A 22100-nucleotide genomic window follows, 5' to 3' on the forward strand; every position below is an offset into this window, starting at 1 on the left:
CGGGAACGACGTGCGGACACCGCCAGCGTATCGATCCGCGCCCGGCACGTCTCGGGGTGTTTACTGGCGTCCCCGTCCCCGTCCCCGTCCCCGTCCCCGTCCCTGCCCTCGCCCTCAGGAGAACCCATGGACGCTGCGTCCCGACAGACCCGAGAGCACGACCAGGCCGGAGTGCACGACGAGATCTCGCCGCTGCGGCGGGTGATCCTGCACGAGCCCGGCGCCGAGCTCGAACGGCTGACCCCGGACACTCGCGAGCGGTTCCTGTTCGACGAGGTGCTGTGGCGCGATCGCGCCCGCAGCCAGCACCGTGAGTTCTCCGCCCTGCTGCGCCGCGAGGGCGTCGAGGTCCTCGAGCTGAGCGAACTGCTGACGGACCTGCTCGAGGTGCCTGAGGTCCGCAGCGACCTGCTGCACCGGGCGCTGGATCCGACGGTGCTGGGAGACATCGCCGTCCAGGACCTGACCGAGGCGCTCGGCGAGATGCCGTCGGCCGCTCTGGGGGAGGTGCTGATCGCCGGGATCACCGTCGCCGAGCTGCGCGGACTCGGTGTCACTCCCCGGTCCATCGCCCTGCAACGGATGGGGGAGGAGCACCTGGTGCTCGATCCGCTGCCCAACCATCTGTTCACGCGCGACTCCTCGGCGTGGATCGGGGACGTGGCCGCGGTCAGCCCGATGCGGAGGTCGGCACGGCGCCGCGAGAGCCTGCACCTGGAGGCGATCTATCGGCACCATCCGCGCTTCGCCGGGGCATCCGGCCCGCGACGCGTCGTCGGCAGCGGCGGCGCAGGTGCAGCCACCGTCGAGGGCGGGGACGTGATGATGCTGTCCCCGCGGGTGGTCGCGCTCGGACTCTCGGAGCGCACCAGCGCCGTCGGCGTCGAACGGCTCGCGGGCGACCTGCTCGAGGACGGCACCGTGGACCGCGTGATCGCCATCGCCCTGCCGCACCGGCGCTCGATGATGCACCTGGACACGGTCACCACCGTTGTCGACCACGACTCGATGCTGCGCCACGGGCCGCTGGGGCCGCTGGAGACGTTCGAGATCGAGCGGCCCGGTGACCGTCTGATCTCGCGCTCGCGTGCCGCCGACGAGATGGATTCCGTGCTCGCCCGCGGGCTCGGCGTGGACGCACTGCGAGTGCTCAGCGCGCCGCTGGACCCGTACACCGCTGCACGCGAGCAGTGGGACGACGGGTGCAACGTGCTCGCCCTCGCCCCGGGGCGAGTGGTGGCCTACGAGAGAGCGGCGGCGACCAACGACTACCTCCGCGCCCAGGGCATCGAAGTGCTCGAGTTCGCCGGCGACGAGCTGGGTCGCGGTCGCGGCGGTCCGCGGTGCATGAGCTGCCCGGTCGCCCGCGGTTGACCTCCCCCGGGCGCCACCGAGAACCGCTCAGCGCCGTGTGGGCGGCGGAGGATCGGACTCCGACTGGATCATCAGCGTCTGCTCCGGCAGCGGATCCTCCAGCGAGCGTTCGAGCAGCAGCTGCTGGGTGCCGAACTCCTCGAGCCCCTTGCGGACGGTGAAGCCGAGCTTGCGCAGCAGGGCCACGCTGCGCTTGTTGCGGGTCTGGCTGACGGCGATGACGTGGTCGTCCTCGAGCTCGTCGCGGGCCCAGGCCAGCAGCGCCACGCAGGATTCCGCGGCATAGCCCCGTCCCGTCCACTCGGGCAGCAGCGCGTAGGAGAGCTCCAGCTCGCCCCGGTCGTAGTCCAGCGTGATGGACCCGATCATGGTGTCGTCCTCCGCCCGGGCCAGCACCCAGCGTCCCCAGGTCAGCCCCAGCGGGGAGAGCTCGAGCGCCTGCCGGGAGGCGTAGTCCAGGGCTCCGCCCAGGTATTCCCGGGTGACGGGATCGGTCATCAGGCGGATCATGGCGTCGCGGTCGCCATCACCGGGCGGCCGGATCACCAGACGCTGGCTGCGGATCCGTATCGGCCACTCGGTCGTGCCTTCCTTTGTCACGGCCTCCACGGTACAAGCTGGTCCCCGGGCGCTCGGCACCTTCGGGTCGCTCGGCCTCGCGGTGACCGGCCGACGGTGCGGACTGCGTGGTCACAGCCGCATGACGCCGGACCGAGCGGCCGCGTCGCGCCCTGCCGGGCGGTAGGGTGAGGCCTGCGGCGGCCGGATCATCGCACCGGGGCAGGCCGCCGGCGCGCCCGGTCCGTGCCGCGAGATGGACGGGCGGCGCTCGCTCCGTGGCGAGCACAGAACGAGAAGGAGCACCATGGTTGAGCAGGCCCTGCGCAGCACCGCGCTGGAGGCGATCCACGAGTCCCTCGGCGCGACCTTCACGGACTTCGCCGGCTGGCGGATGCCCGTGCGCTACGGCTCCGACCTGGCCGAGCACGCCGCAGTCCGCGAGCGTGCCGGACTGTTCGACCTCAGCCACATGGGCGAGATCCACGTCCAGGGCCCCCAGGCCGGGCAGGCCCTCGACAACGCCCTGGCAGGCAAGCTGTCCGCCATCTCCGTGGGACGAGCGAAGTACTCGCTGCTGCTGACCGAGGAGGGCGGCGTCATCGACGACGTCATCACCTATCGCCTCGCCGAGGAGCACTACCTCGTCGTCGCCAACGCGGCCAACGCGGAGATCGACGCCCAGGAGATCACCGCCCGCGCCGAGGGATTCGACGCCCGCGTCGAGGACGCCTCGGACCGCACCGCCCTGATCGCGGTCCAGGGCCCCCGCAGCCAGGAGATCCTGCTGCGCGTCCTCGCCGGCGCCGAGACGGGCATCGAGGGCATCGCCGCCGAAGACCTCACGGAGATGAAGTACTACCGCGTCGCCCAGGGCACCTACCGCGGCCGGCAGCTGCTGGTGGCCCGCACGGGATACACCGGGGAGGACGGCTTCGAGCTGTACGTCCCGGCCGATCTCGCCGCCCCACTGTGGGAGCAGCTCACCGTCGCCGGAGGCGAGGATCTCACGCCGTGCGGACTCGCCTGCCGCGACACCCTGCGTCTCGAGGCCGGGATGCCGCTGTACGGCCACGAGCTGGGCCGCGACCTGCATCCCGCCCAGTCCGGCATGGGCCGCGTGGTCGCGCTGTCGACCAAGGACGACTTCGTCGGCCGGGCGGGCGTGGAGAACACCGACGTCTCGTCCCGTCCTGTCCTGGTGGGGCTGGTCGCCGAGGGTCGCCGCGCCGCCCGCGCCGGCTCCAGCGTCCGCACCGCCGACGGAGTCGAGGTCGGTTCCGTGACCTCCGGAGCCCTCTCGCCGACTCTCGGCCACCCGATCGCCATGGCGCTCGTACGGCCGGACCTCACCGAGGCCGGCACCGAGCTCGTCGTCGACGTCCGCGGCAAGCCCCTCCCGGTCCGCGTCGTCGAGCTGCCCTTCTACTCCCGCCGCTGATCCGCCCCACCGCTGACCCCAGCACCCCCATCCGCCCGAGCCCCGCCCCAGGAAGGACCATCGCCATGACCGAGGAGATCCGCTACAGCAAGGACCACGAATGGGTCCGCGTCGAGTCCGACGGCATCGCCGTCATCGGCGTGACGGACTACGCCGCCGAGCAGCTGGGCGACGTCGTCTACGTCGACCTGCCCGAAGCGGGCACCGAACTCTCCGCCGGATCCGAGATGGGCGAGATCGAGTCCACGAAGTCCGTCTCGGACCTGCTCTCCCCGCTCGACGGCACCGTCACCGAGATCAACCAGGACGTCGTCGACTCCCCGGAGCTGGTCAACTCCTCTCCGTTCGACCAGGGATGGCTGCTGCGCGCGCGCTTCGAGTCGCTGCCGGAGGATCTGCTCAGCGCGGAGGACTACAAGGCCTTCACACAGTCCTGATAAGGCGCGGCGGCCCCGCTCCGAGCCCGGCCGGTCCCGCGCACATCGCCTGACGACGCACCACTCCCACGACGCGACACCCCAGGGGCACCCACCTCATGACCGCTTCGCCCGTCCACGACCACGAGTCCTTCGTCCGCCGTCACGTCGGCACCGACCCCGCGGCCCAGCGCCACATGCTCGAGACCCTGGGCTACGAGAGCCTGGACGAGATGCTCACCGCTGCGGTGCCCGGGACCATCCTTCTGGCCGGAGACGGTGCGGAGACCGGATCGGCGGTGCCCGAGGGCATCAGCGAGACGGCGGCGCTGGCCGAGCTGCGCGCACTCGCCGATCGCAACACCGTGCGCCGCTCGTTGATCGGCCTTGGGTACCACGGCACCCACACCCCGGCCGTCATCCAGCGCAACGTGCTGGAGAACCCGGCCTGGTACACCGCCTACACGCCGTACCAGCCGGAGATCTCGCAGGGACGGCTCGAGGCGCTGCTGACGTTCCAGACCATGATCTGCGATCTCACCGGGATGGAGGTCTCCAACGCCTCCACGCTGGACGAAGCCACCTCCGCCGCCGAGGCGCTGATGCTGGCCCGCCGCACCGCCAAGCGCAACGGCAACGTGTTCCTCGTCGACGCCGACACCCTTCCCGCCACGAAGGAGGTGCTGCGCGGGCGCGCCGACGGGCTCGGCATCGAGCTGCGCGAGGTCGACTTCGCCGCCGGCGACATGCCCGACGGCGAGCCGGCCGACGGCGAGTACTTCGGGGCGCTCATCCAGTACCCGGGCGCCTCCGGCCGGGTGTGGGATCCGCGCGAGACGATCGCCGCGATCAAGGAGACCAAGGCCGTCGCCGTCGTCGCGGCCGATCTGCTGGCGCTGACCCAGCTGGCCTCCCCGGGCACCCTGGGCGCGGACGTCACCATCGGCACCACCCAGCGCTTCGGCATCCCGCTCGGCTTCGGCGGGCCCCACGCCGGGTTCGTCGCCGTGCGCAAGGGACTCGAGCGCCAGCTGCCCGGCCGGCTGGTGGGCGTCTCCGTCGACGCCGAGGGCAACCCCGCCTATCGGCTCTCCCTGCAGACCCGTGAACAGCACATCCGGCGCGAGAAGGCGACCAGCTCGATCACCACCGCCCAGGTGCTGCTGGCCGTGATGGCCGCTATGTACGCCGTGTACCACGGGCCCGACGGCCTCGCCCGCATCGGTCGCCGCGTCGCGGCGCGCACCGCAGCGCTGGCCGACCACCTCGTGCGCAGCGGTTTCGAGCTCGAGAACGACTCGTTCTTCGACACCCTCGAGGTGCGCGCCACGGGCCTCGCCCACGACATCGCCGCCTCGATGGCCGAGGCCGGGTTCCTGCTCCGCCCCCTCGGCGACGACGTCGTCCACCTGTCCCTGGACGAGACCGTCACGCCGGCCGACCTGGAGGCGATCGCCGCCGCCTTCGCGCCCTATGCCCCGACCCCGGGGCAGGAGCTGCGCGACGTCACGGCGCTCGGGAGGGACGACGATGAGCTCGACGCCGACGCCGACGCCGACGCCGACGCCGACGCGGACGCCGACGCCGACGCCGACGCGGGCAGCGAGGCTGCGACCGGTGCCGGCCCCGGCGCACGGCAGCGGTGGGGCGCCCTGGCCCGCCAGGACCGATTCCTGCAGCACCCCGTCTTCTCCTCGTTCCACTCCGAGACCGCGATGATGCGCTACCTCCGCCGCCTCGCGGACAAGGACTTCGCGCTGGACCGGGGCATGATCCCGCTGGGCTCGTGCACCATGAAGCTCAACGCCGCCACCGAGATGGCCGGGGTCACCTGGGCCCGGTTCAACGCCCTCCACCCCTTCGCGCCCCGCGAGGACGTCGAGGGCTACCTCGACCTGATCGAGCAGCTGGAGACCTGGCTGGCGGATCTGACCGGGTACGACACCGTCTCCCTCCAGCCCAACGCCGGGTCCCAGGGCGAGTTTGCCGGACTCCTGGCCATCCGCGCGTACCACGCCTCCCGGGGGGAGAGCGGCCGCGAGGTGTGCCTGGTCCCCAGCTCCGCGCACGGCACCAACGCGGCCTCCGCGGTCAATGCCGGACTGCGGGTGGTCGTGGTCGGCTCCGACGATCGCGGCAACATCGACCTCGAGGACCTGAAGCAGAAGCTCAAGGACCACGGGGACGAACTCGCGGCCATCATGATCACCTACCCCTCCACGCACGGCGTGTACGAGGAGGAGGTGCGCACCGTCTGCCAGCTCGTCCACGACGCCGGGGGACAGGTCTACGTCGACGGTGCCAACCTCAATGCCCTGCTGCAGGTCGCCAGGCCCGGGGAGTTCGGCGGCGACGTCTCCCATCTGAACCTGCACAAGACGTTCTGCATCCCCCATGGCGGCGGCGGCCCGGGAGTGGGCCCGCTGGCGGCGAAGTCGCACCTGGCTCCGTTCCTGCCCGGCCACCCCGCCATCCAGGAGGAGAAGCACCCGGTCGCCGGGCGGGACGCGCAGGTCCACGCGGGGCCCCCGGTCTCCCAGGCGCCCTACGGCTCCCCCTCGATCCTGCCGATCTCATGGACCTACATCCGTCTCATGGGTCCCGAGGGGCTGCGCCACGCGACTGCCGCGGCCGTGCTGGCGGCCAACTACATGGCCCGTCGCCTCTCGGAGGCCTACGAGATCCTCTACACCGGGGAGAACGGCCTGGTCGCCCACGAGTGCATCGTCGACCTGCGGCCCCTGACCGCGCGCACCGGGATCACCGTCGACGACGTCGCCAAGCGGCTCATCGACTACGGGTTCCATGCCCCGACCATGTCGTTCCCCGTCGCCGGCACGTTCATGATCGAGCCCACCGAATCCGAGGATCTCGCGGAGATCGATCGCTTCGTCGACGCGATGCTGATGATCGCCGAGGAGGCCGACGAGGTCGCCTCCGGCAGCTGGCCGGCGGATGACAACCCGCTGGTGGGCGCCCCGCACACGGCGGCCTCCATCGCGACGGGGGAGTGGAGCCACCCGTACTCGCGGGAGGTGGCCGTCTACCCCGGCAGCCGGTCCGCTCCGGAGGATCTCTCGGTCCACGACAGCGCCCAGATGCGGATCCAGTCGAAGTACTGGCCGCCGGTGCGACGCATCGACCAGGCCCACGGGGATCGCAACCTGGTCCCGACCTGGCCCCGCGACTGACCTGGCCGCGCGACGGACCGTCGGCCTCGGAGCGCGTCGATATGAACCGCTGTGACGGCCCGGTTTCCTGCCGCGATCGAGGGCCCATAACCTCGATGCCATGACAGAGATCCTCACCACCACCGCCGGTTCACTGCCACGCACTCCGGAACTGCTCGCGGCCAACGCCGCCCGACGCTTCGACGCCGACGGTCTGACGCCCCTGCCCTCGGCGGAGTTCGATGCCGCGCTCGCGGCCGCCGTCGACTCCGTCGTCACCCGCCAGCAGGAGATCGGGATCACCCTTCCCGGTGACGGCGAGTACGGCAAGGCGATGACCACGACCTTCAACTACGGCGCGTGGTGGAGCTACATCTTCCACCGCACCGCCGGCCTGGAGATCGTCGAGGAGGACACGTTCGTCTCCCAGCCGCCGACCGCGGAGAACGCCGACGGTCTCACGCTGACCTCGTTCGGCAACCGCCGGGACCGCCAGCGCTTCCCGGACGTGTACGCGAGCGACGCCGAGGTGAACAAGGCGACCCCCAAGGAGGGCGCGCTGACCTTCCCCGTCGCCTCCGGCGAGCTGGCCTACACCGGCCACGAGCAGATCGCCTCCGACGTCTCCAACTTCTCCCGCGCGCTGAAGGCCCAGGGCATCGAGCGGGGCTTTCTGACCTCGCTCTCCCCGGGCTCCGGCGCCCGCATCCAGGATCGCCACTACGGGTCCGAGGACGCCTTCCTCGAGGCATGGGCCGACGCCCTGCACGAGGAGTACAAGGCCATCACCGACGCCGGGCTGATCGTGCAGGTGGACGACCCCTCCATCGCCGAGAACTTCGATCAGATCGACCCCGAGCCGAGCATCGAGGACTACCTGCGCTTCACCGGCAAGCGCGTCGAGGCGCTCAACCACGCCCTCGAGGGGCTGCCCACGGAGCAGCTGCGCTTCCATCTGTGCTGGGGCTCCTGGCACGGCCCCCACACCACGGACATCGAGTTCAAGCATCTGGTCAAGCTCATGCTGGACATCGACGTCACGTACTACTCGTTCGAGGGCGCCAACGCCCGCCACGAGCACGAGTACGTGGTCTGGGACGACGTGACGCTGCCGGAGGACAAGATCATCGTGCCCGGAGTGGTCACCCACTCCACCAACGTGGTCGAGCATCCCGAGCTGGTCGCCCAGCGCATCCAGCGCTACGCGAAGCGCGTCGGCCCCGAGCGCGTCATCGCCTCGACCGACTGCGGCCTGGGCGGGCGCATCCACCCCGACATCGCGTGGGCCAAGCTCGAGTCGCTGGCCGAGGGAGCACGGATCGCCTCGCAGCGCGCCTGATCGCTCCCGGCGACGAAAAAGTTCACCTGGGCGTCGACGACACGTCACGCGGGCGTGAGCCCGAATCCGGCGGCGAAGAGGATCATCTCCGGTGTGAGGATCCTCTTCGTCGCCGAGTCCTTCCTGCCGCACATGAACGGGGTCACCAATTCGGTGCTCCGCGTCGTCGACCACTTCGCCGCCGCCGGTGATGATCTCTCCATCATCGCCCCGCAGTGGCCCCGTGCCGACAAGTTCCTGCGCACCGCCTGCGGGCGCAAGATCCGGGTGCGACGCATCGCGTCGGCCCCGCTGCCGGGGTACGCCGACGTGCGCGTGGCCACCACCAGCGCCGCCACGATCCGACGCCGCATCGATGATTTCCAGCCCGACGTCATCCACCTCGCCTCGCCGACGATCCTGGGCGGCCGCGCCGTGATCGCGGCCCACAAGGCAGGGGTGCCGACCGTCGCGGTCTACCAGACCGACATCCCCGGCTACACGGCCCGCTACGGGATGCCGTTCCTCGAGAACGCGACCTGGCAGCTGCTCAAGGACGTGCACAACCGCGCCACGCTGAACCTCGCGCCCTCGACGGCGACCCGCGATCAGCTCGTCGAGCACGGCATCAAGCGCGTCCAGCTGTGGGGGCGGGGCGTGGACACCTCGCTGTTCTCGCCCTCGCTGCGCAGCGAGAAGCTGCGCGCGAAGTACGCGGATCTGGGCGAGAAGCTCGTGGTCTACGTCGGCCGGCTCGCCCCGGAGAAGCAGGTCGGTGACTTCAAGGTCATCCATGACATGCCCGGGGTGCGACTGCTGATCGTGGGCGACGGCCCGGACAAGGACGCGCTGCGCCGTGCCATGCCGCGCGCGCGCTTCGCCGGCTTCCGCTCCGGCACGGACCTCGCCACCCACCTGGCCAGCGCCGATCTGTTCATCCACCCCGGCGAGCTCGAGACCTTCGGGCAGACCATCCAGGAGGCCATGGCCTCGGGCCTGCCCGTGATCGCCCCGCGGCGCGGCGGCCCGGTCGATCTGGTCGCTCCCAGCCGCACCGGCTGGCTGTACACGCCGGGCATGCACGACGAGATGCGTCAGCATGCCGGCGACCTGCTGTTCGACGACACGAAACGGCTCGCCTTCGGGCAGGCGGCGCTGGAGGCGGTGCACAAGCGCACCTGGCCGGTGCTGTCCGAGCAGCTGCGCGGCTTCTACCGCACTGCGATCGAGCAGCACGAGAGAGTGCACTCCTCTCACTGAGTCGTCCCACTGAGGTCGTCCCCCTGAGTGAACGCCCCGGGACAGCCGTGTCATCGCCCCGGGCGACTGCCTGCTCGATCCCGGTGCGTCATATTCCGCCACACAGCTCGCCCCGCACGTCGCGCGGGGAGTGAACTGTGGACGTCGCCGATACGGGCGGCTCGGATCTCCGCGGAAGGACAACTCATGGCGCAGCGCACCTCCACCCGTCGCCCGCTCATCGGCGTGACCGCAGGGACCCGCGCCATGATGACCGGCGCCTGGGCGGGCCATGACGCCGTGGTGATCACCGAGCACTACGTGCGCGCCCTCCGCGAGGCCGGAGCCCGCCCCGTCATCATCGCCCCGCAGGACCAGTGGAGCGACGAGGAGGTCGGCGAGCTCGACGGTCTCGTCCTCACCGGCGGCACCGACCTCGATCCCGCCGCCTGGGGCGAGGACGCACTGCCCACGGACATGACCCCGGACCCGGAGCGCGACGCCTTCGAGACGGCTCTGTACCGCGCCGCCCGCCGGGCCGACGTCCCCGTGCTCGGCATCTGCCGCGGACTGCAGATCATCGTCGTCGCCGAGGGCGGCACCCTGCACCGTCACCTGCCCGAGGACGTCCCGGCGCACCCGGCGACGGGCGTGAGCCCCACCCGCGTCGAGGTCGCCCTCGAGGCGGCCAGCGACCTCGCCCTCGCGCTGGGCACCCGTGCCGGTGTCACCGCGTACCACCATCAGGGCGTTCGGGACGTCCGCGGTGACCTCCGGGTCGTCGCTCGCCATGCCAGCGCTCTGCCGATGGCCGTCGAGGCCGCCTCCGGGTCGACCGTGCTCGCGGTGCAGTGGCATCCCGAGATCGACGGGGCCGACGGCAGCGCCGTGTTCGAGAGCCTGCTCACCGCCATCGAGCACCGGGAGGCGGCAGCACCGCAGCGCTCGCTGGTCTAGGATGGACCCTGACCGTGCGGGCCTTCGGGCCGCCGGAGGACCCAGGCGAAAGCGGAGGAAGAGGCACCATGAGCAACCAACGGGTCGCGATCGGCACCGACCCCGCCGATCAGCAGGAGGGGAAGGTCGCCTCGAGCGGCAACAGCCTCGTCCTCAGCGTGGTCCTGTTCCTGGTCCTGTTCGGCCTCTTCGCCGCCGGTCTCTACGTCATGAGCCTGTTCACGATGTGGACGTTCCTCGGCGGGCTCGGAATGTGCCTGGTCGCGCTGTTCGCCTCCCTCGAACTGGTTCCCCGCTTCCTGACCTGAGCGGGCTCCTGCGCTCGCCGCAGCAACCGGCCAGTCCCCACGTTCCTCGTGCCCGGCGCCTCACGGCGGCCGGGCACGACTGCATCCGCGAGGGCGTGCAGCTGCATCCGCGACGAAGCCCAGGCCACCGGGAGTGTCCGCCGGCCGCGTCCGCAGAGAGCACTCGCATGGATTTCGCGCGTCGGTTCCCGGACAATGAGTCCTCGTGAACGTTCCCTCCCCGGCCCGTACCGCGGCCGCCGACGCCCCGCCGGACGCCGTGCGGCGTGCCCGATGGGCCGTCTCCCTGCTCTTCTTCCTCAACGGCGCGTCCTTCTGCGCGATCCTGCCGCGCTACCCCGAGCTGGTCGAGAGCATCGGCCTGTCCCACACCGCCTTCGGGCTCGCCGTCGGCATCGGGCCCGTCGGCGGCCTGATCGCGGGGCTGACGGTGGCCGGCCTGATGTCCCGCTACGGCTCCGCGCGGGTCAGCGTCGTCGCCCAGGTCATCGCCTCGACCACCCATCTGGCGGTATACGTGTCCGGCTCGTGGCTCTGGCTGGCGGCGTCGCTGGGCCTGGCGATGGCGGCCGACGCCGTCACCGACATCTCCATGAACGCCCACGGCATGCGCGTCGAGCGCCGCTACCGCCGCTCGATCATGAACAGCTACCACGGCTGGTGGTCCCTGGGTGCCGTCACGGGAGGACTCCTCGGTGCGGGCAGCGCCCAGATCGGTCTCGCGCTGTGGCTCCAGGGAGTGCTCGGGCTCGTCGTGTTCGGGGCCCTGGGCGCCGCGTCGCTGCGCTTCATGCTGCCCGGGCACGACGCCACCGAGCGCACCCCGAGCGGGGGTCCGGCGGCCGGGCCGTCGGCCGGCTCCGCCGCGGAGGTGCCCGCCGAACCGGTCCCGGCCGGCTTCCGCCTGGCGGGGATGAGCCTGCGCGCACTGGGTCTGGTCGCGGCGCTGGGCATGATCCTGGTCTTCGCGGGGTCGACCGAGGACGCCGGCAACACGTGGGGCGCGCTGTTCATGACCTCCACCTTCGAGGCGACCCCGTTCGTGGCCGGACTGGCCTTCGTCGCCCTGCAGGGAGCCCAGACCGTGGGCCGCTTCACCGGCGACTTCGTCGTCGACCGGCTGGGGGACCGGCTCGCCGCCCGGCTGGGTGCCCTGGTCTCGATCTGCGGCATGAGCGTCGCTCTGCTGATGCCCACCCCGGCCACCGCGGTGGTCGGTTTCGCCGCCGCCGGGTGGGGCGTCGCCACCTTGTTCCCCGCCGCCTACCGGGCCGCCGACGACATGCCGGGCGTGCCCCACGGGGTGGGCATCACCGTGGTGGGGTGGTTCGCGCGGTTGGGCTTCTTCGTCACGCCGCCGCTGGTCGGGGCGCTCGCCGACGCCCTCACCCTGCGCTACGCCCTGTGGATGATGCCGGTGTACGCGCTGGGCATCCTGCTCTTCTCGGGGGTCCTCAGCAACCGCCCGTCGGCCGATGCGACCGCCGGTCGTGGCTGATACCGGTCCTGGCACCCGAGGGCACCCGCGGGTGCATCCACCGGCCCAGGTCAGAAGCGGCTGATGTCCCCGGCGCCCTCCCGAGCGATCTCGACGTCGCCGCCGGAGAGGTCGACGACCGTGGTGGGCTCGGTGCCCACCTCCCCGGAATCGATGATCACGTCGAGCTGATCGCCCAGCAGGTCCTGCACGACCCAGCCCTCCGAGGGGGATTGCTCGTGACCGGGCAGCAGCAGCGTCGAGGAGACGATCGGCTCGCCGAGCGCACGGACCAGCGCATGGGCGACGCGGTGATCGGGGATGCGCACCCCCACGGTGAGCTTCTTGGGGTGCGCCATCCGCCGCGGCACCTCCTTGGTGGCCGGCAGGATGAACGTGTACGGGCCCGGGGTCGCGTTCTTGACCAGCCGGAACGTCGGGTTCGAGACGATGACGAACTGGCCCAGCTGGGCGAAGTCCGCGCACACCAGCGTGAAGTGGTGATTCTTGCCGACCTGGCGGATGCGGCGGATCCGCTCGAGCCCCTCGTGCGCTCCCAGCGAGCAGCCCAGGGCGTAGGAGGAATCCGTCGGATAGGCGATCAGCCCACCGGCCTTCAGCACGTTGACGGCCTGGTCGATGAGCCGTGGCTGCGGGTCGACGGGGTGGATGTCGAGATAGCGGGCAGAGCGTGATGATCTGGCCATGCTCGATGCTACGACGGCGGCGCCGCAGGCCGCTATGGGGCTGCGGAGGTGTGCCTCGCGCAGCTCAGGCGACGACGACGAACTCCCGGCCGATCCACTTCGTGCGACGCAGACGGAGCACGGCCCCGACCGGCAGCGGCCCCTTGATGTGCGGATAGCCGCGGCCGCCCCCGTCGTCGTCGGCCTCGATGTCCACCGCGACGCCGGCCGCCTCCACGCGCGCCACGTCGATCTCGAGGATCACGAGATCCGAGGGGCGATCGGGGTAGACGCGCTTGGCGACCATGGAGACCTGCTCGGGCCAGGACGCGTGGATATAGCCGACCTCGGAGAGGTCGCGGCCCCGGGTGGCTTGGGTGTACGAGCCCTGCCGGGCTGCCGCCTCCCAGGCGGGCAGCTCGGTGATGTGCCAGATCAGGGGCGCGGGCATGCCCGGCAGTGTACCGTGACCGGCATGGATGAGACCTCCGCCGGACCGGGCGCGGTGCGCCTGGTCCATGACGACGACAGAGACCGCTACGAAGCGCTGGACGGTTCCGAGCTGCTCGCCGTCCTGTACTACGGCGATGAGCCCGCCGCCGACGCGAGCGAGAGCGCCGGGACGGCCGAGGGCCAGAGCGCGGGGGCCGCCGCCGGCCCCGGGCCGGCCACGGTGCGCGATCTGCGCTCGACCGTGGTCGCCCCCGAGCACAACGGCCGGGGAGTGGGCTCCGCGCTGGTCCGCTTCGCCCTCGACGACGCTCGCGAGCACAGCCTGCGGGTGCGCGCCACGTGCTGGTTCGTGCGCGGCTGGATCGAGCGGCACCCCGAGTACGCCGATCTGCTCGAGGAGCCCAGCGCCGGCAGCGGAACGGAGGGTCGATGAGCTACCGCATCCTCACCGTGTGCACCGGCAACATCTGCCGCTCCCCGATGGCCGAGTACGCGCTCCGCGAGGCGCTCGAGCAGGCCGGTCTCGATGACCACGTCGAGGTCGCCTCCGTCGGCACCTCCGGCTGGGAGGTCGGCAACCCCGTCGACGCACGGGCCGGAGCGCTGCTCCAGCGCCACGGCCTGGACGCCTCCGCCCACCGGGCCCGGCAGATGACCGCGGCGCTGCTGCGGGAGGCGGACCTCGTGCTCGCCCTGGACCACGACCACGTCGAACCGATCCGTCGCGCCATGGGCGACCGGGCCCGCGGCCGCCTCTACATGCTGCGCGACTTCGCGTCGGAGCCCGTGCAGGACACCGGCATCCGCGACCCCTGGTACGGGGACGAGAGCGGCTTCGAGATCGCATGGGAGCAGATCATGGACGCCGCTGACGGGATCATCGATCACGTCCGCTCCGAGCTTGCCTCGCAGGACGCCTCCCGCTCCAGCGACAGCCGTCGATGACCGCAGCGAACGGGGAGGAGGTGCTCGGAGCGCTCGAGACGGCCGCCGCGATCCGGGCGGGCGAGATCGACATGCGCGAGCACACCGAGCGCGCCCTCGACGCCGCTCGTGGCACGGGAGCCCGGGTGGGTGCGTTCGCCCACGTCCTCGAGGACCTCTCGCGCCGGCAGGCCCGGGCCGCCGCCGAGCGCCTCGCGGACGCGCGACGCACCGGAGATCTCGCGGGACTCGCACGTGACCTCCCGCTGCTCGGAGTCCCGATGCCCATCAAGGACCTCACCCAGATCGCCGGAGAGCCCTTCGAAGCAGGCAGCACCGCGCTGCGCGGCACCATCGCCCCGGTCACCGACGGCGTCGCGCAGCGAGTCATGGACGCCGGTACCGTGACGATCGGCAAGACCACCACTCCCGAGTTCGGGATGCCTGCCTACACCGAGCCCGCCACCGGAGCGCCGGCGCGCACCCCGTGGGATCTGCGCCGCACCGCCGGCGGCTCCAGCGGCGGGGCCGCCGCCGCGGTGGCCGCGGGAGTGGTGCCGCTGGCGCACGGCTCGGACGGAGGCGGGTCCGTCCGGATCCCTGCGGCCTGCTGCGGCATCGTGGGCATCAAGCCCTCGCGCGGGCTCGTCTCGCCCGGTCCGTACGGCGCCGAGGGCGTGGGCCTGGTCACCGACGGCGTGCTGGCCCGCACCGTGCGGGACCTCGCGGCGGGCCTGGACACGATCGCCGGCGACCGCCCCGGGGACTCCACCCCGCTGGCCCGCCGCGAGCGCCCCTACCTCGACGCGGTCGGCGAGCAGGCGGGCCCGCTGCGCATCGCGGTCCTCACCGAGCCCCTCGCCGCCGAGACCGACGTGCACCCGGCCGCCCTGCGCGGCCTCGAACGCGCCACCGAGCTGCTGCGCGGGCTCGGCCACGAGACGACGAGCATCCCGGCGCCGTTCACGGCCACCGAATGGGCTGCCTTCATGCCGCTGTGGACCGTCGGCGCCGCCGCCATCGAGCTCGACGCGGTGCAGGAGGGCAAGCTGCTGGAGCTGACCCGGTGGCTGCGGGAGCGGGGCCGCACCTACAGCGGCATCGACGTGGTCAGAGCCATCAGCGCCATGCAGACTCTCGCCCGGCGCACCGGGGAGGCCTTCGCGCCCTACGACGTCGTCCTCACACCGACCCTGGCGGGACCGCCCGCCTTCCCGGACGAGCTGCAGCTGCCCGATGGCGCCGCGGATTTCCAGGCGCAGTGCGAGTTCACGCCGTGGACGAGCACCTGGAACATGCTCGGCCGCGCCGCGATGTCGGTGCCGCTGCACCGGGAGCACGTCGACGGGGTGGAGCTGCCCTTCGGCGTCCACCTCGGGGCGACCCGGCCCGGGGATGACGCCCTGCTCCTCTCGCTGGCCGCGCAGCTGGAGGCGCACGATCCGTGGCCCCTGGTGCGGGAACCGGTCAGCCCGTGAGCACGCCCGGAACCGGCACCGGTCCGCAGTCGGTGCGGCTGGACGTATGGCTGTGGAGCGCTCGGCTGATGCCGACCCGCTCGGCCGCCACCACCGCGTGCCGGGCAGGGCACGTGCGCCGCAACGGGGAGCCGGCGAAGGCCTCGCAGCGCATCACCGTGGGGGACGAGCTGCGTGTCCGCTCACCCGGGCGCGAACGCATCGTGGTCGTCACGACGATCCTCACCAAGCGCGTCGGCGCCCCGGTCGCGCGGGAGGCCTATGAGGACCACAGCCCCGAGCCACCGCCGCAGCTGGCCGCCGCGCCGCCGCGACGCGAGCGCGGGACCGGCCGTCCGACCAAGCGTGAGCGTCGCCAGTTCGAGCGCCTGCGCGGCCGCGACGAGGACTCGCGCCGCTGAGCACAGCAGCCGCGGTCGAGTCGGGGACCCCGGTCGGCTAGGAGCCGGTGTGACCGGCCCTCGCGAGCAGGGCCTGGCGATTGGTGGTGAGCCTGCGCAGCAGGTCGGACTCGAGGGCGACCACCTTCGGGTTCGCGCCGTCGGCCAGCAGACGCTGGCGCACCGAAGCCAGGTCCGCGCTCTCCCGGATGAACTTCTTCATCAGCGGCTTCGCGCCCAACTGGTTCGCCCACCGCTTGCCCTCGCGGCGGCCTTTCCACGTGCCTAGCATGTCCACCTCCTCATGCGTGAGCCATCCGTGATTGGCGTAGTCCCCCAGGCGCACCCGCGTCAATCGTGATTCGTCCCAGACGAGAATCGCGATGAGGATCAGCCATGCCAGGGAGATGAGAGCCTCCAGGGCGTACATCACCAGCAGGGCGATGATGCCGGAGAAGAGGGTGGCCCCGAGGTTCCACAGAGCGTGCAGGAGCATGCCGGGGATGAGGGCGGGGATGAACGCCAGCAGGCCCATCACCGTCCCCCACTTCCTCACCACGAAGCCCACGGTGATGCCGGTGAGCGAGGTGTAGATGGCATGCCCGAAGATGTTCAGCACGCCGCGCATGACCACATTGATCAGCAGGCCCACCTCGCCCGCGCCTTCGAGAGCCCGGGTGTAGTAGAGGATGTTCTCGGTGAAGGCGAAGCCGCCGCCGATGAGCGTGCCGTAGATGAGCCCGTCCAGGGGGCCGTTGAAGTACCGCCGGCCCAGGAGCATCAGCAGCAGGAGGCCGAGCCCCTTGGTGGTCTCCTCCACCAGAGGGGCGCTGATGACTGGGCCCACGAAGTTCGCGGCGGCCTCGCTGCCGGTGACCCAGAAGGTCAGCATCGAGTTGGCGGTGTTGAGCAGATAGCTGAGGCCGGCCCCGACCGCCGCGCCCCAGAGCACGGCGACGATCAGCAGAGGGATCGGCTGCGGATCCCAGCGGTCGGCCAGGATCATGATCCCGATGATCACGATCAGCGAGATCAGCGCGAGGAACGCCGTCACCGGCCACCAGATCGGACTCGAACTCGAGCTGATGACGAATCCGAGGAAGAACAGACCCAGGATGACGATCAGCAGGATGCCCAGCATCGCCGCGACGATCCAGGACACGACCGTCGTCACCGGCACCTTGTTCGCGCTCTGGGAGACCTCCTGCGCACGTCGGGCCTGGGTGGTAGTCCACGCCGAGGGCGGCTGTTCCTGATCCGGCTGCCGGATCCGGGCCGGGGCGTACCGCGCGGCTGTCAGCCCGGACGCCGGTCGCACCGAGGTGTCGTAGGCGCGAGGATTGCCGTAGTCGACGTAGCGGGGCTGGGGCGGGCCCGACGGGGAGCCGCCTGCGGACCCCGCGCCGGGGCGCGGGCGCCCGTTGGGCATGTACTGGCCACTGGGCGGCTGCTGCGGCGGGTGGGACATGATGGCCTCGGTTTCGTCGGCAGAGGGACGGGAGCGCAGGGACGGTCGAGCGCCCCGGGACGTCGTCGGTGTCTGGTCCCCCACACGACAGGGCGATCGGCTGCCTGCGATGCTACAGGTGCCGATCCCCATCCTCGCCGATGACGAGACCCGAGCGGAGCCGATTGTGGACAGAACCCAACCTTGAGCGGAATAGACTCAACCTTGGCGTCGTTGCACTGGTCGCAGGACCGCCCGCGGGGCCGCTGACAGACCGCCGCGGGCCGCGCGCAGCGATCGCGGAACCACAGCGATCCTGCGGGCACGCCGCACAGAGATCGAGCAACCACACGGACCGCGCGATCACACCGACCGCACGGTCCAGGCAGGAGAGGAAGCGCCGTGGAGTTCCAGTTCACCACTCGTTCGCAGGAGGCCGTCACCGCGGCCGCGGAGAAGGCAGTCGAGCTCGGCAACCCCCAGATCAGCTCTCTGCACCTCTTGTGGGCGCTGGCACTCCAGAGCGATGGCATCGGCGCGGCGGCCCTCACGGAAGCCGGCGCGGATCCCCGCGACGTGGCTCGGCGTGCCGAGGAGGCCATCGGTGCACTGCCACGGGTCAGCGGCAGCGGCGCGCATCCGACCTTCGTCGGCGACGGCTTCGACGCCCTGGAGGCGGCGCGGCACGAGGCCGATGCCCAGCAGCGGACCTATCTGTCCACCGAGCACCTGATGATCGGCATCGCGCTCGGCTCGGACGAGGCCGCTCGCCTGCTGGCCGCCGCCGGCGCGACGCCGGCGGCCCTTCGCGATGCCGTGACCCGACTCTCACCAGGAGATGAGCGCATGACACAGATGGACACCCAGAACCCCGAGGGCACCTTCCAGAGTCTCGAGAAGTTCGGCATCGACCTCACCGAGCAGGCCCGCGAGGGCCGGCTGGACCCGGTGATCGGCCGTGACGCCGAGATCCGCCGCGTGGTCCAGGTGCTCTCGCGGCGCACCAAGAACAACCCCGTGCTGATCGGCGAACCGGGCGTCGGCAAGACGGCCGTGGTCGAGGGACTCGCTCAGCGCATCGTCGCCGGTGACGTCCCGGATTCGCTGCGGGACAAGAAGCTCGTCGCCCTGGACCTGTCCTCGATGGTCGCCGGGTCGAAGTACCGCGGCGAGTTCGAGGAGCGCATGAAGGCCGTGCTCGATGAGATCCGCACCAGCAACGGCCAGATCATCACCTTCATCGACGAGCTGCACACCGTGGTGGGTGCGGGCGGCACGGGCGACGGCTCGATGGACGCCGGCAACATGCTCAAGCCCATGCTGGCCCGCGGTGAACTGCGCATGGTCGGCGCCACCACCCTGGACGAGTATCGCGAGAACATCGAGAAGGACCCGGCCCTCGAGCGGCGCTTCCAGCAGGTCATCGTCGGCGAGCCCAGCGTCGAGGACACCATCACCATCCTGCGCGGGCTCAAGGACAAGTACGAGGCCCACCACAAGGTCTCGATCACCGATGCGGCCCTGGTGGCCGCGGCGACGCTCTCGGACCGCTACATCTCGGGCCGGCAGCTGCCGGACAAGGCGATCGATCTGGTCGACGAAGCCGCGTCCCGCCAGCGCATGGAACTGGACTCCTCGCCGGAGGAGCTGGACATCCTGCGCCGGCAGGTGGACCGGTTGAAGATGGAGGAGCTCGCACTGGATGGCAGCGATGATCCCGGCAGCATCGCCCAGCTCGAGTCGGTCCGCGCGCAGCTGGCCGACCGCACCGAGCAGATGACGGCGCTGTCGGCGCGCTGGGACCGGGAGAAGGCCGGGCTGAACCTGGTCGGTGACCTCAAGGCGCGACTGGAGCAGCTGCGGATGCAGGCCGATCGTGCCCAGCGCGAGGGCGACCTGACCGCCGCCTCCAAGATCCTCTACGGCGACATCCCGGAGGTGAAGTCGCAGCTGGTCGAGGCTGAGGAGAAGGAGGCCGAAGGCGTCGGTGAGGACGATCGCCCCCTGGTCGCCGACCACGTCGGTCCCGATGACATCGCCGATGTCGTGGGCAGCTGGACCGGGATCCCCGCGGGGCGCCTGCTGGAGGCGGAGAGCCAGAAGCTGCTGGAGATGGAGGAGCTGATCGGTCAGCGCCTGATCGGCCAGCACCGCGCCGTCGCCGAGGTCTCCGACGCCGTGCGCCGGGCCCGTGCCGGGATCGCTGATCCGAACCGTCCCACCGGCTCGTTCCTGTTCCTGGGGCCGACGGGCGTGGGCAAGACCGAGCTGGCCAAGTCCCTGGCCGACTTCCTCTTCGACGACGAGCGGGCGATGATCCGCCTGGACATGTCGGAGTACGGGGAGAAGCACACGGTCTCGCGCCTGGTCGGTGCCCCTCCCGGGTACGTCGGCTACGACGAGGGCGGTCAGCTCACCGAGGCCGTGCGGCGCCGCCCCTACTCGGTGGTGCTGCTCGATGAGATCGAGAAGGCGCACTCCGATGTGTTCGACATCCTGCTGCAGGTGCTCGATGACGGTCGTCTGACCGACGGGCAGGGCAGGACCGTGGACTTCCGCTCCACGATCCTGATCCTCACCTCGAACCTGGGCGCCCACTTCCTGCAGGATCCCGTGCTGAGCGAGCGCGAGAAGCACGAACAGGTGATGCAGGTGGTCAGGGGATCGTTCAAGCCCGAGTTCCTCAACCGCCTCGACGACGTCGTGATCTTCGATGCGCTCTCCCGCGAGCAGCTCTCGCGGATCGTGGACCTCCAGGTCCGGGAGGTCGCGGCACGGCTCGAGGATCGCCGGATCGGCCTGGAGGTGGACGAACCGGCCACGCAGTGGCTGGCCGAGACGGGCTTCGACCCAATGTACGGGGCGCGCCCGCTGAAGCGGCTGGTCCAGAAGGAGATCGGTGACGCCCTGGCGCGTCTCATCCTCAGGGGCGAGGTCCGCGACGGCGACCACGTCGGCGTCGGCGTCAGCGAGGAGGGGCACTCCCTGGAGCTGACCGTCATCGCCCCGGACGAGGCCGACGGCAGCGAGCGGGACGAGGCCGCGGCCGCGGTGAGCTGATCGCTGGAGCGGGGCGCATTCCGAGGTGCCGGGATGCGCCCCTCGCGCGCGGCCGGCCGGTCGAGAGACGCGCGGCTCACGCCTCAGCCCGCCGGCTGGGGCTGCGGATCCCACGGCAGGGGCGCTACCGCGCGGCGGAGGTCGTACCAGGTCTCGGCATCGGTGGCCTCGTCCCATGCCTGCGAAGCGGGCTCCAGGGTCTCCCGCCCGGCGTCCTGGCCCTCCCGAATTCGCGAGGCCGCCTCCGGGCTGACCGGCTCGATGATGTCCGCAGCGTGACCGATGCTGCTGTCCACCGCATCGGTCAGCGCCGGCACCGGGGTGGCCGTGACGATGCCGGCCACGCCCGCGAAGTGGCGATACATACCGCGCTCGCCGGCTCGGGCCGCGGCGGCGGGATCACCGTCGCCGATGGCGTCGACGACTTCGCGAGTGGTCTGGTCCGCATTCGCCACGAGGTGCTCCACGCCGCCGGTCACCTGGCCCATCACGGAGTTCTCGCCCACGGCGACGCCTGAGATCTCGTGCGGGATCCGGGCGAGGGAGACAGCCGGAGTGAAGGCACCGAGCCCGTTGTCCTCGAGCGTGCTCTCGGCGAGATCGAGCCCGTCCCCGACGGTGCTGTGGAGGTCCATGAGAGCCTGGGCCCCGGCGCTCCACTTGGTCATCTTGAAGGCTCCGCGGCGCACCTCCTCGGCCCGCTCGAGCCGTTCCGGAGCCAGGTCGAACTCCTCACCCTCGGGCAAGGAGTCGCGGCTCGGGCGGAGCTGTTCCGGCTCCCGAGCCATGGGCCCTCCGATCGGGGACCAGCTGCCCGGACCTCCGGTGACGACGGGCGGGAGGGGCGCGCCGAGCACCGGAACGAGCTCGAACGGGTCCTCCGCCTGGAACGGACCGCCGATGGTCGGCCCGAGGCCCTCGTACCACGGTGGTGGCGACAGACGCGGGAACAGCTCGGGGAAGGGCAGTCCGCGACCGCTGCCCCCGTTGCCACCGCTGCCCCCGCTGCCTCCTCCGGGGCCGGCGGGCATCTCCGCGCGCGCCCAGCGCAGCGGGTCGCTGCGATCGGACCGGGCCTCCGACGCGCTCACCTGCTGCGCCGACTCCTCCCGCAGCATCTCGGCCCGGTCGCGGATCGCTGCGCAGACGTCGCCGGCAGTGACTGCGACCGCATCGACCTGGCCCCGATGGGAGTCGGCGTCCGGCCCGGCCCACGCGACCGTGACGGAGGTCGTGCGCAGGAGTTCGATGAGCTCGATGATTCTCTTGGCGCTCTCGACGAGCTTCTCGGCCAGCTCGTCCAAGGTCTCGGGGTCGCATCCGCAGAAGATGTTCATGGACCGACCGTAGGCAGCCGAACGACTCGTCGACCGCCGCGCGGTCTCCATTGTGGACGCAGCCGCGTTGGGGAGGA

The 22100-nt window shown here is 71.4% G+C and carries 19 protein-coding genes; 14 read left to right on the forward strand and 5 right to left on the reverse strand.

Features of this window, described 5'->3' with window-relative positions; translation table 11 throughout:
• The first annotated feature begins 126 nt into the window (after positions 1 to 126).
• The gene (locus tag ACFQRJ_RS11205; protein WP_377019167.1) at positions 127 to 1374 is read left to right on the forward strand and encodes an arginine deiminase; all 1248 of its coding nucleotides are present in this window, start codon (positions 127 to 129) and stop codon (positions 1372 to 1374) included.
• A 27-nt stretch (positions 1375 to 1401) separates the two neighbouring features.
• Here the strand turns inward: ACFQRJ_RS11205 and ACFQRJ_RS11210 are convergent, their stop codons facing one another.
• Positions 1402 to 1974 (reverse strand): GNAT family N-acetyltransferase, encoded by a 573-nt coding sequence (locus ACFQRJ_RS11210; protein ID WP_377019169.1) that lies wholly within the window; start codon positions 1972 to 1974, stop codon positions 1402 to 1404.
• A 265-nt stretch (positions 1975 to 2239) separates the two neighbouring features.
• On the opposite strand from ACFQRJ_RS11210, the gene gcvT reads away from it, so the two are divergent.
• From gcvT to ACFQRJ_RS11250, 8 genes are all read left to right on the forward strand, one after another.
• Complete coding sequence (gene gcvT / locus ACFQRJ_RS11215) at positions 2240 to 3373, forward strand: glycine cleavage system aminomethyltransferase GcvT (RefSeq protein ID WP_377019170.1); 1134 nt, start codon at positions 2240 to 2242, stop codon at positions 3371 to 3373.
• 65 nt (positions 3374 to 3438) lie between these two features.
• Positions 3439 to 3810, forward strand: coding sequence for a glycine cleavage system protein GcvH (gene gcvH, locus ACFQRJ_RS11220; RefSeq protein ID WP_377019171.1), 372 nt, complete (start codon positions 3439 to 3441; stop codon positions 3808 to 3810).
• A gap of 98 nt (positions 3811 to 3908) precedes the next feature.
• A complete protein-coding gene (gene gcvPB, locus ACFQRJ_RS11225; RefSeq protein WP_377019173.1) occupies positions 3909 to 6980 on the forward strand; it encodes an aminomethyl-transferring glycine dehydrogenase subunit GcvPB in 3072 nt (1023 codons plus the stop codon).
• Between the two features lie 100 nt (positions 6981 to 7080).
• A complete protein-coding gene (locus ACFQRJ_RS11230) occupies positions 7081 to 8298 on the forward strand; it encodes a cobalamin-independent methionine synthase II family protein (protein WP_377019174.1) in 1218 nt (405 codons plus the stop codon).
• Between the two features lie 93 nt (positions 8299 to 8391).
• On the forward strand, positions 8392 to 9537 hold the full coding sequence (locus ACFQRJ_RS11235) for a glycosyltransferase family 4 protein (protein WP_377019175.1): 1146 nt from the start codon (positions 8392 to 8394) through the stop codon (positions 9535 to 9537).
• 186 nt (positions 9538 to 9723) lie between these two features.
• Positions 9724 to 10473 (forward strand): gamma-glutamyl-gamma-aminobutyrate hydrolase family protein, encoded by a 750-nt coding sequence (locus tag ACFQRJ_RS11240; RefSeq protein ID WP_377019176.1) that lies wholly within the window; start codon positions 9724 to 9726, stop codon positions 10471 to 10473.
• Positions 10474 to 10541: 68 nt separating this feature from the next.
• Positions 10542 to 10781, forward strand: coding sequence for a hypothetical protein (locus tag ACFQRJ_RS11245; RefSeq protein WP_377019177.1), 240 nt, complete (start codon positions 10542 to 10544; stop codon positions 10779 to 10781).
• A gap of 205 nt (positions 10782 to 10986) precedes the next feature.
• Positions 10987 to 12279 (forward strand): MFS transporter, encoded by a 1293-nt coding sequence (locus ACFQRJ_RS11250; RefSeq protein WP_377019178.1) that lies wholly within the window; start codon positions 10987 to 10989, stop codon positions 12277 to 12279.
• A gap of 50 nt (positions 12280 to 12329) precedes the next feature.
• On the opposite strand, the gene ACFQRJ_RS11255 is transcribed toward ACFQRJ_RS11250, so the two are convergent.
• Complete coding sequence (locus ACFQRJ_RS11255; RefSeq protein WP_377019179.1) at positions 12330 to 12965, reverse strand: L-threonylcarbamoyladenylate synthase; 636 nt, start codon at positions 12963 to 12965, stop codon at positions 12330 to 12332.
• 64 nt (positions 12966 to 13029) lie between these two features.
• Positions 13030 to 13395 carry a DUF952 domain-containing protein gene (locus ACFQRJ_RS11260; protein ID WP_377019180.1) on the reverse strand — a complete coding sequence of 122 codons (366 nt, stop codon included), beginning with the start codon at positions 13393 to 13395 and terminating at the stop codon, positions 13030 to 13032.
• Between the two features lie 24 nt (positions 13396 to 13419).
• Here ACFQRJ_RS11260 and ACFQRJ_RS11265 point away from each other — a divergent pair, with 24 nt between their 5' ends.
• From ACFQRJ_RS11265 to ACFQRJ_RS11280, 4 genes are read left to right on the forward strand one after another with little or no spacing between them, the layout of a single operon-like run.
• Positions 13420 to 13830, forward strand: a complete 411-nt coding sequence (locus tag ACFQRJ_RS11265) for a GNAT family N-acetyltransferase (RefSeq protein ID WP_377019182.1) — start codon at positions 13420 to 13422, stop codon at positions 13828 to 13830.
• The gene (locus ACFQRJ_RS11270) at positions 13827 to 14342 is read left to right on the forward strand and encodes a low molecular weight protein-tyrosine-phosphatase (RefSeq protein WP_377019184.1); all 516 of its coding nucleotides are present in this window, start codon (positions 13827 to 13829) and stop codon (positions 14340 to 14342) included. The genes ACFQRJ_RS11265 and ACFQRJ_RS11270 overlap by 4 nt, the downstream gene beginning before the upstream one ends.
• Entirely contained in the window at positions 14339 to 15799 is a 1461-nt protein-coding gene (locus tag ACFQRJ_RS11275) for an amidase (protein WP_377019186.1), read from the forward strand. Before ACFQRJ_RS11270 ends, ACFQRJ_RS11275 begins: the two co-directional genes overlap by 4 nt.
• Positions 15796 to 16200: an RNA-binding S4 domain-containing protein gene (locus tag ACFQRJ_RS11280; protein ID WP_377019188.1), complete on the forward strand. Its 405-nt coding sequence runs from the start codon at positions 15796 to 15798 to the stop codon at positions 16198 to 16200. Before ACFQRJ_RS11275 ends, ACFQRJ_RS11280 begins: the two co-directional genes overlap by 4 nt.
• Before the next feature lie 37 nt (positions 16201 to 16237).
• On the opposite strand, the gene ACFQRJ_RS11285 is transcribed toward ACFQRJ_RS11280, so the two are convergent.
• The gene (locus ACFQRJ_RS11285) at positions 16238 to 17647 is read right to left on the reverse strand and encodes a PrsW family intramembrane metalloprotease (protein WP_377019189.1); all 1410 of its coding nucleotides are present in this window, start codon (positions 17645 to 17647) and stop codon (positions 16238 to 16240) included.
• Between the two features lie 381 nt (positions 17648 to 18028).
• On the opposite strand from ACFQRJ_RS11285, the gene ACFQRJ_RS11290 reads away from it, so the two are divergent.
• Positions 18029 to 20686 carry an ATP-dependent Clp protease ATP-binding subunit gene (locus ACFQRJ_RS11290; protein ID WP_377019190.1) on the forward strand — a complete coding sequence of 886 codons (2658 nt, stop codon included), beginning with the start codon at positions 18029 to 18031 and terminating at the stop codon, positions 20684 to 20686.
• Between the two features lie 83 nt (positions 20687 to 20769).
• Here ACFQRJ_RS11290 and ACFQRJ_RS11295 read toward each other — a convergent pair whose 3' ends face one another.
• Complete coding sequence (locus ACFQRJ_RS11295) at positions 20770 to 22023, reverse strand: hypothetical protein (protein WP_377019191.1); 1254 nt, start codon at positions 22021 to 22023, stop codon at positions 20770 to 20772.
• Between the last annotated feature and the right edge of the window lie 77 nt (positions 22024 to 22100).

The sequence above is a fragment of the Brachybacterium sp. GCM10030252 genome (assembly GCF_042666535.1).
Classification (GTDB): Bacteria; Actinomycetota; Actinomycetes; order Actinomycetales; family Dermabacteraceae; genus Brachybacterium.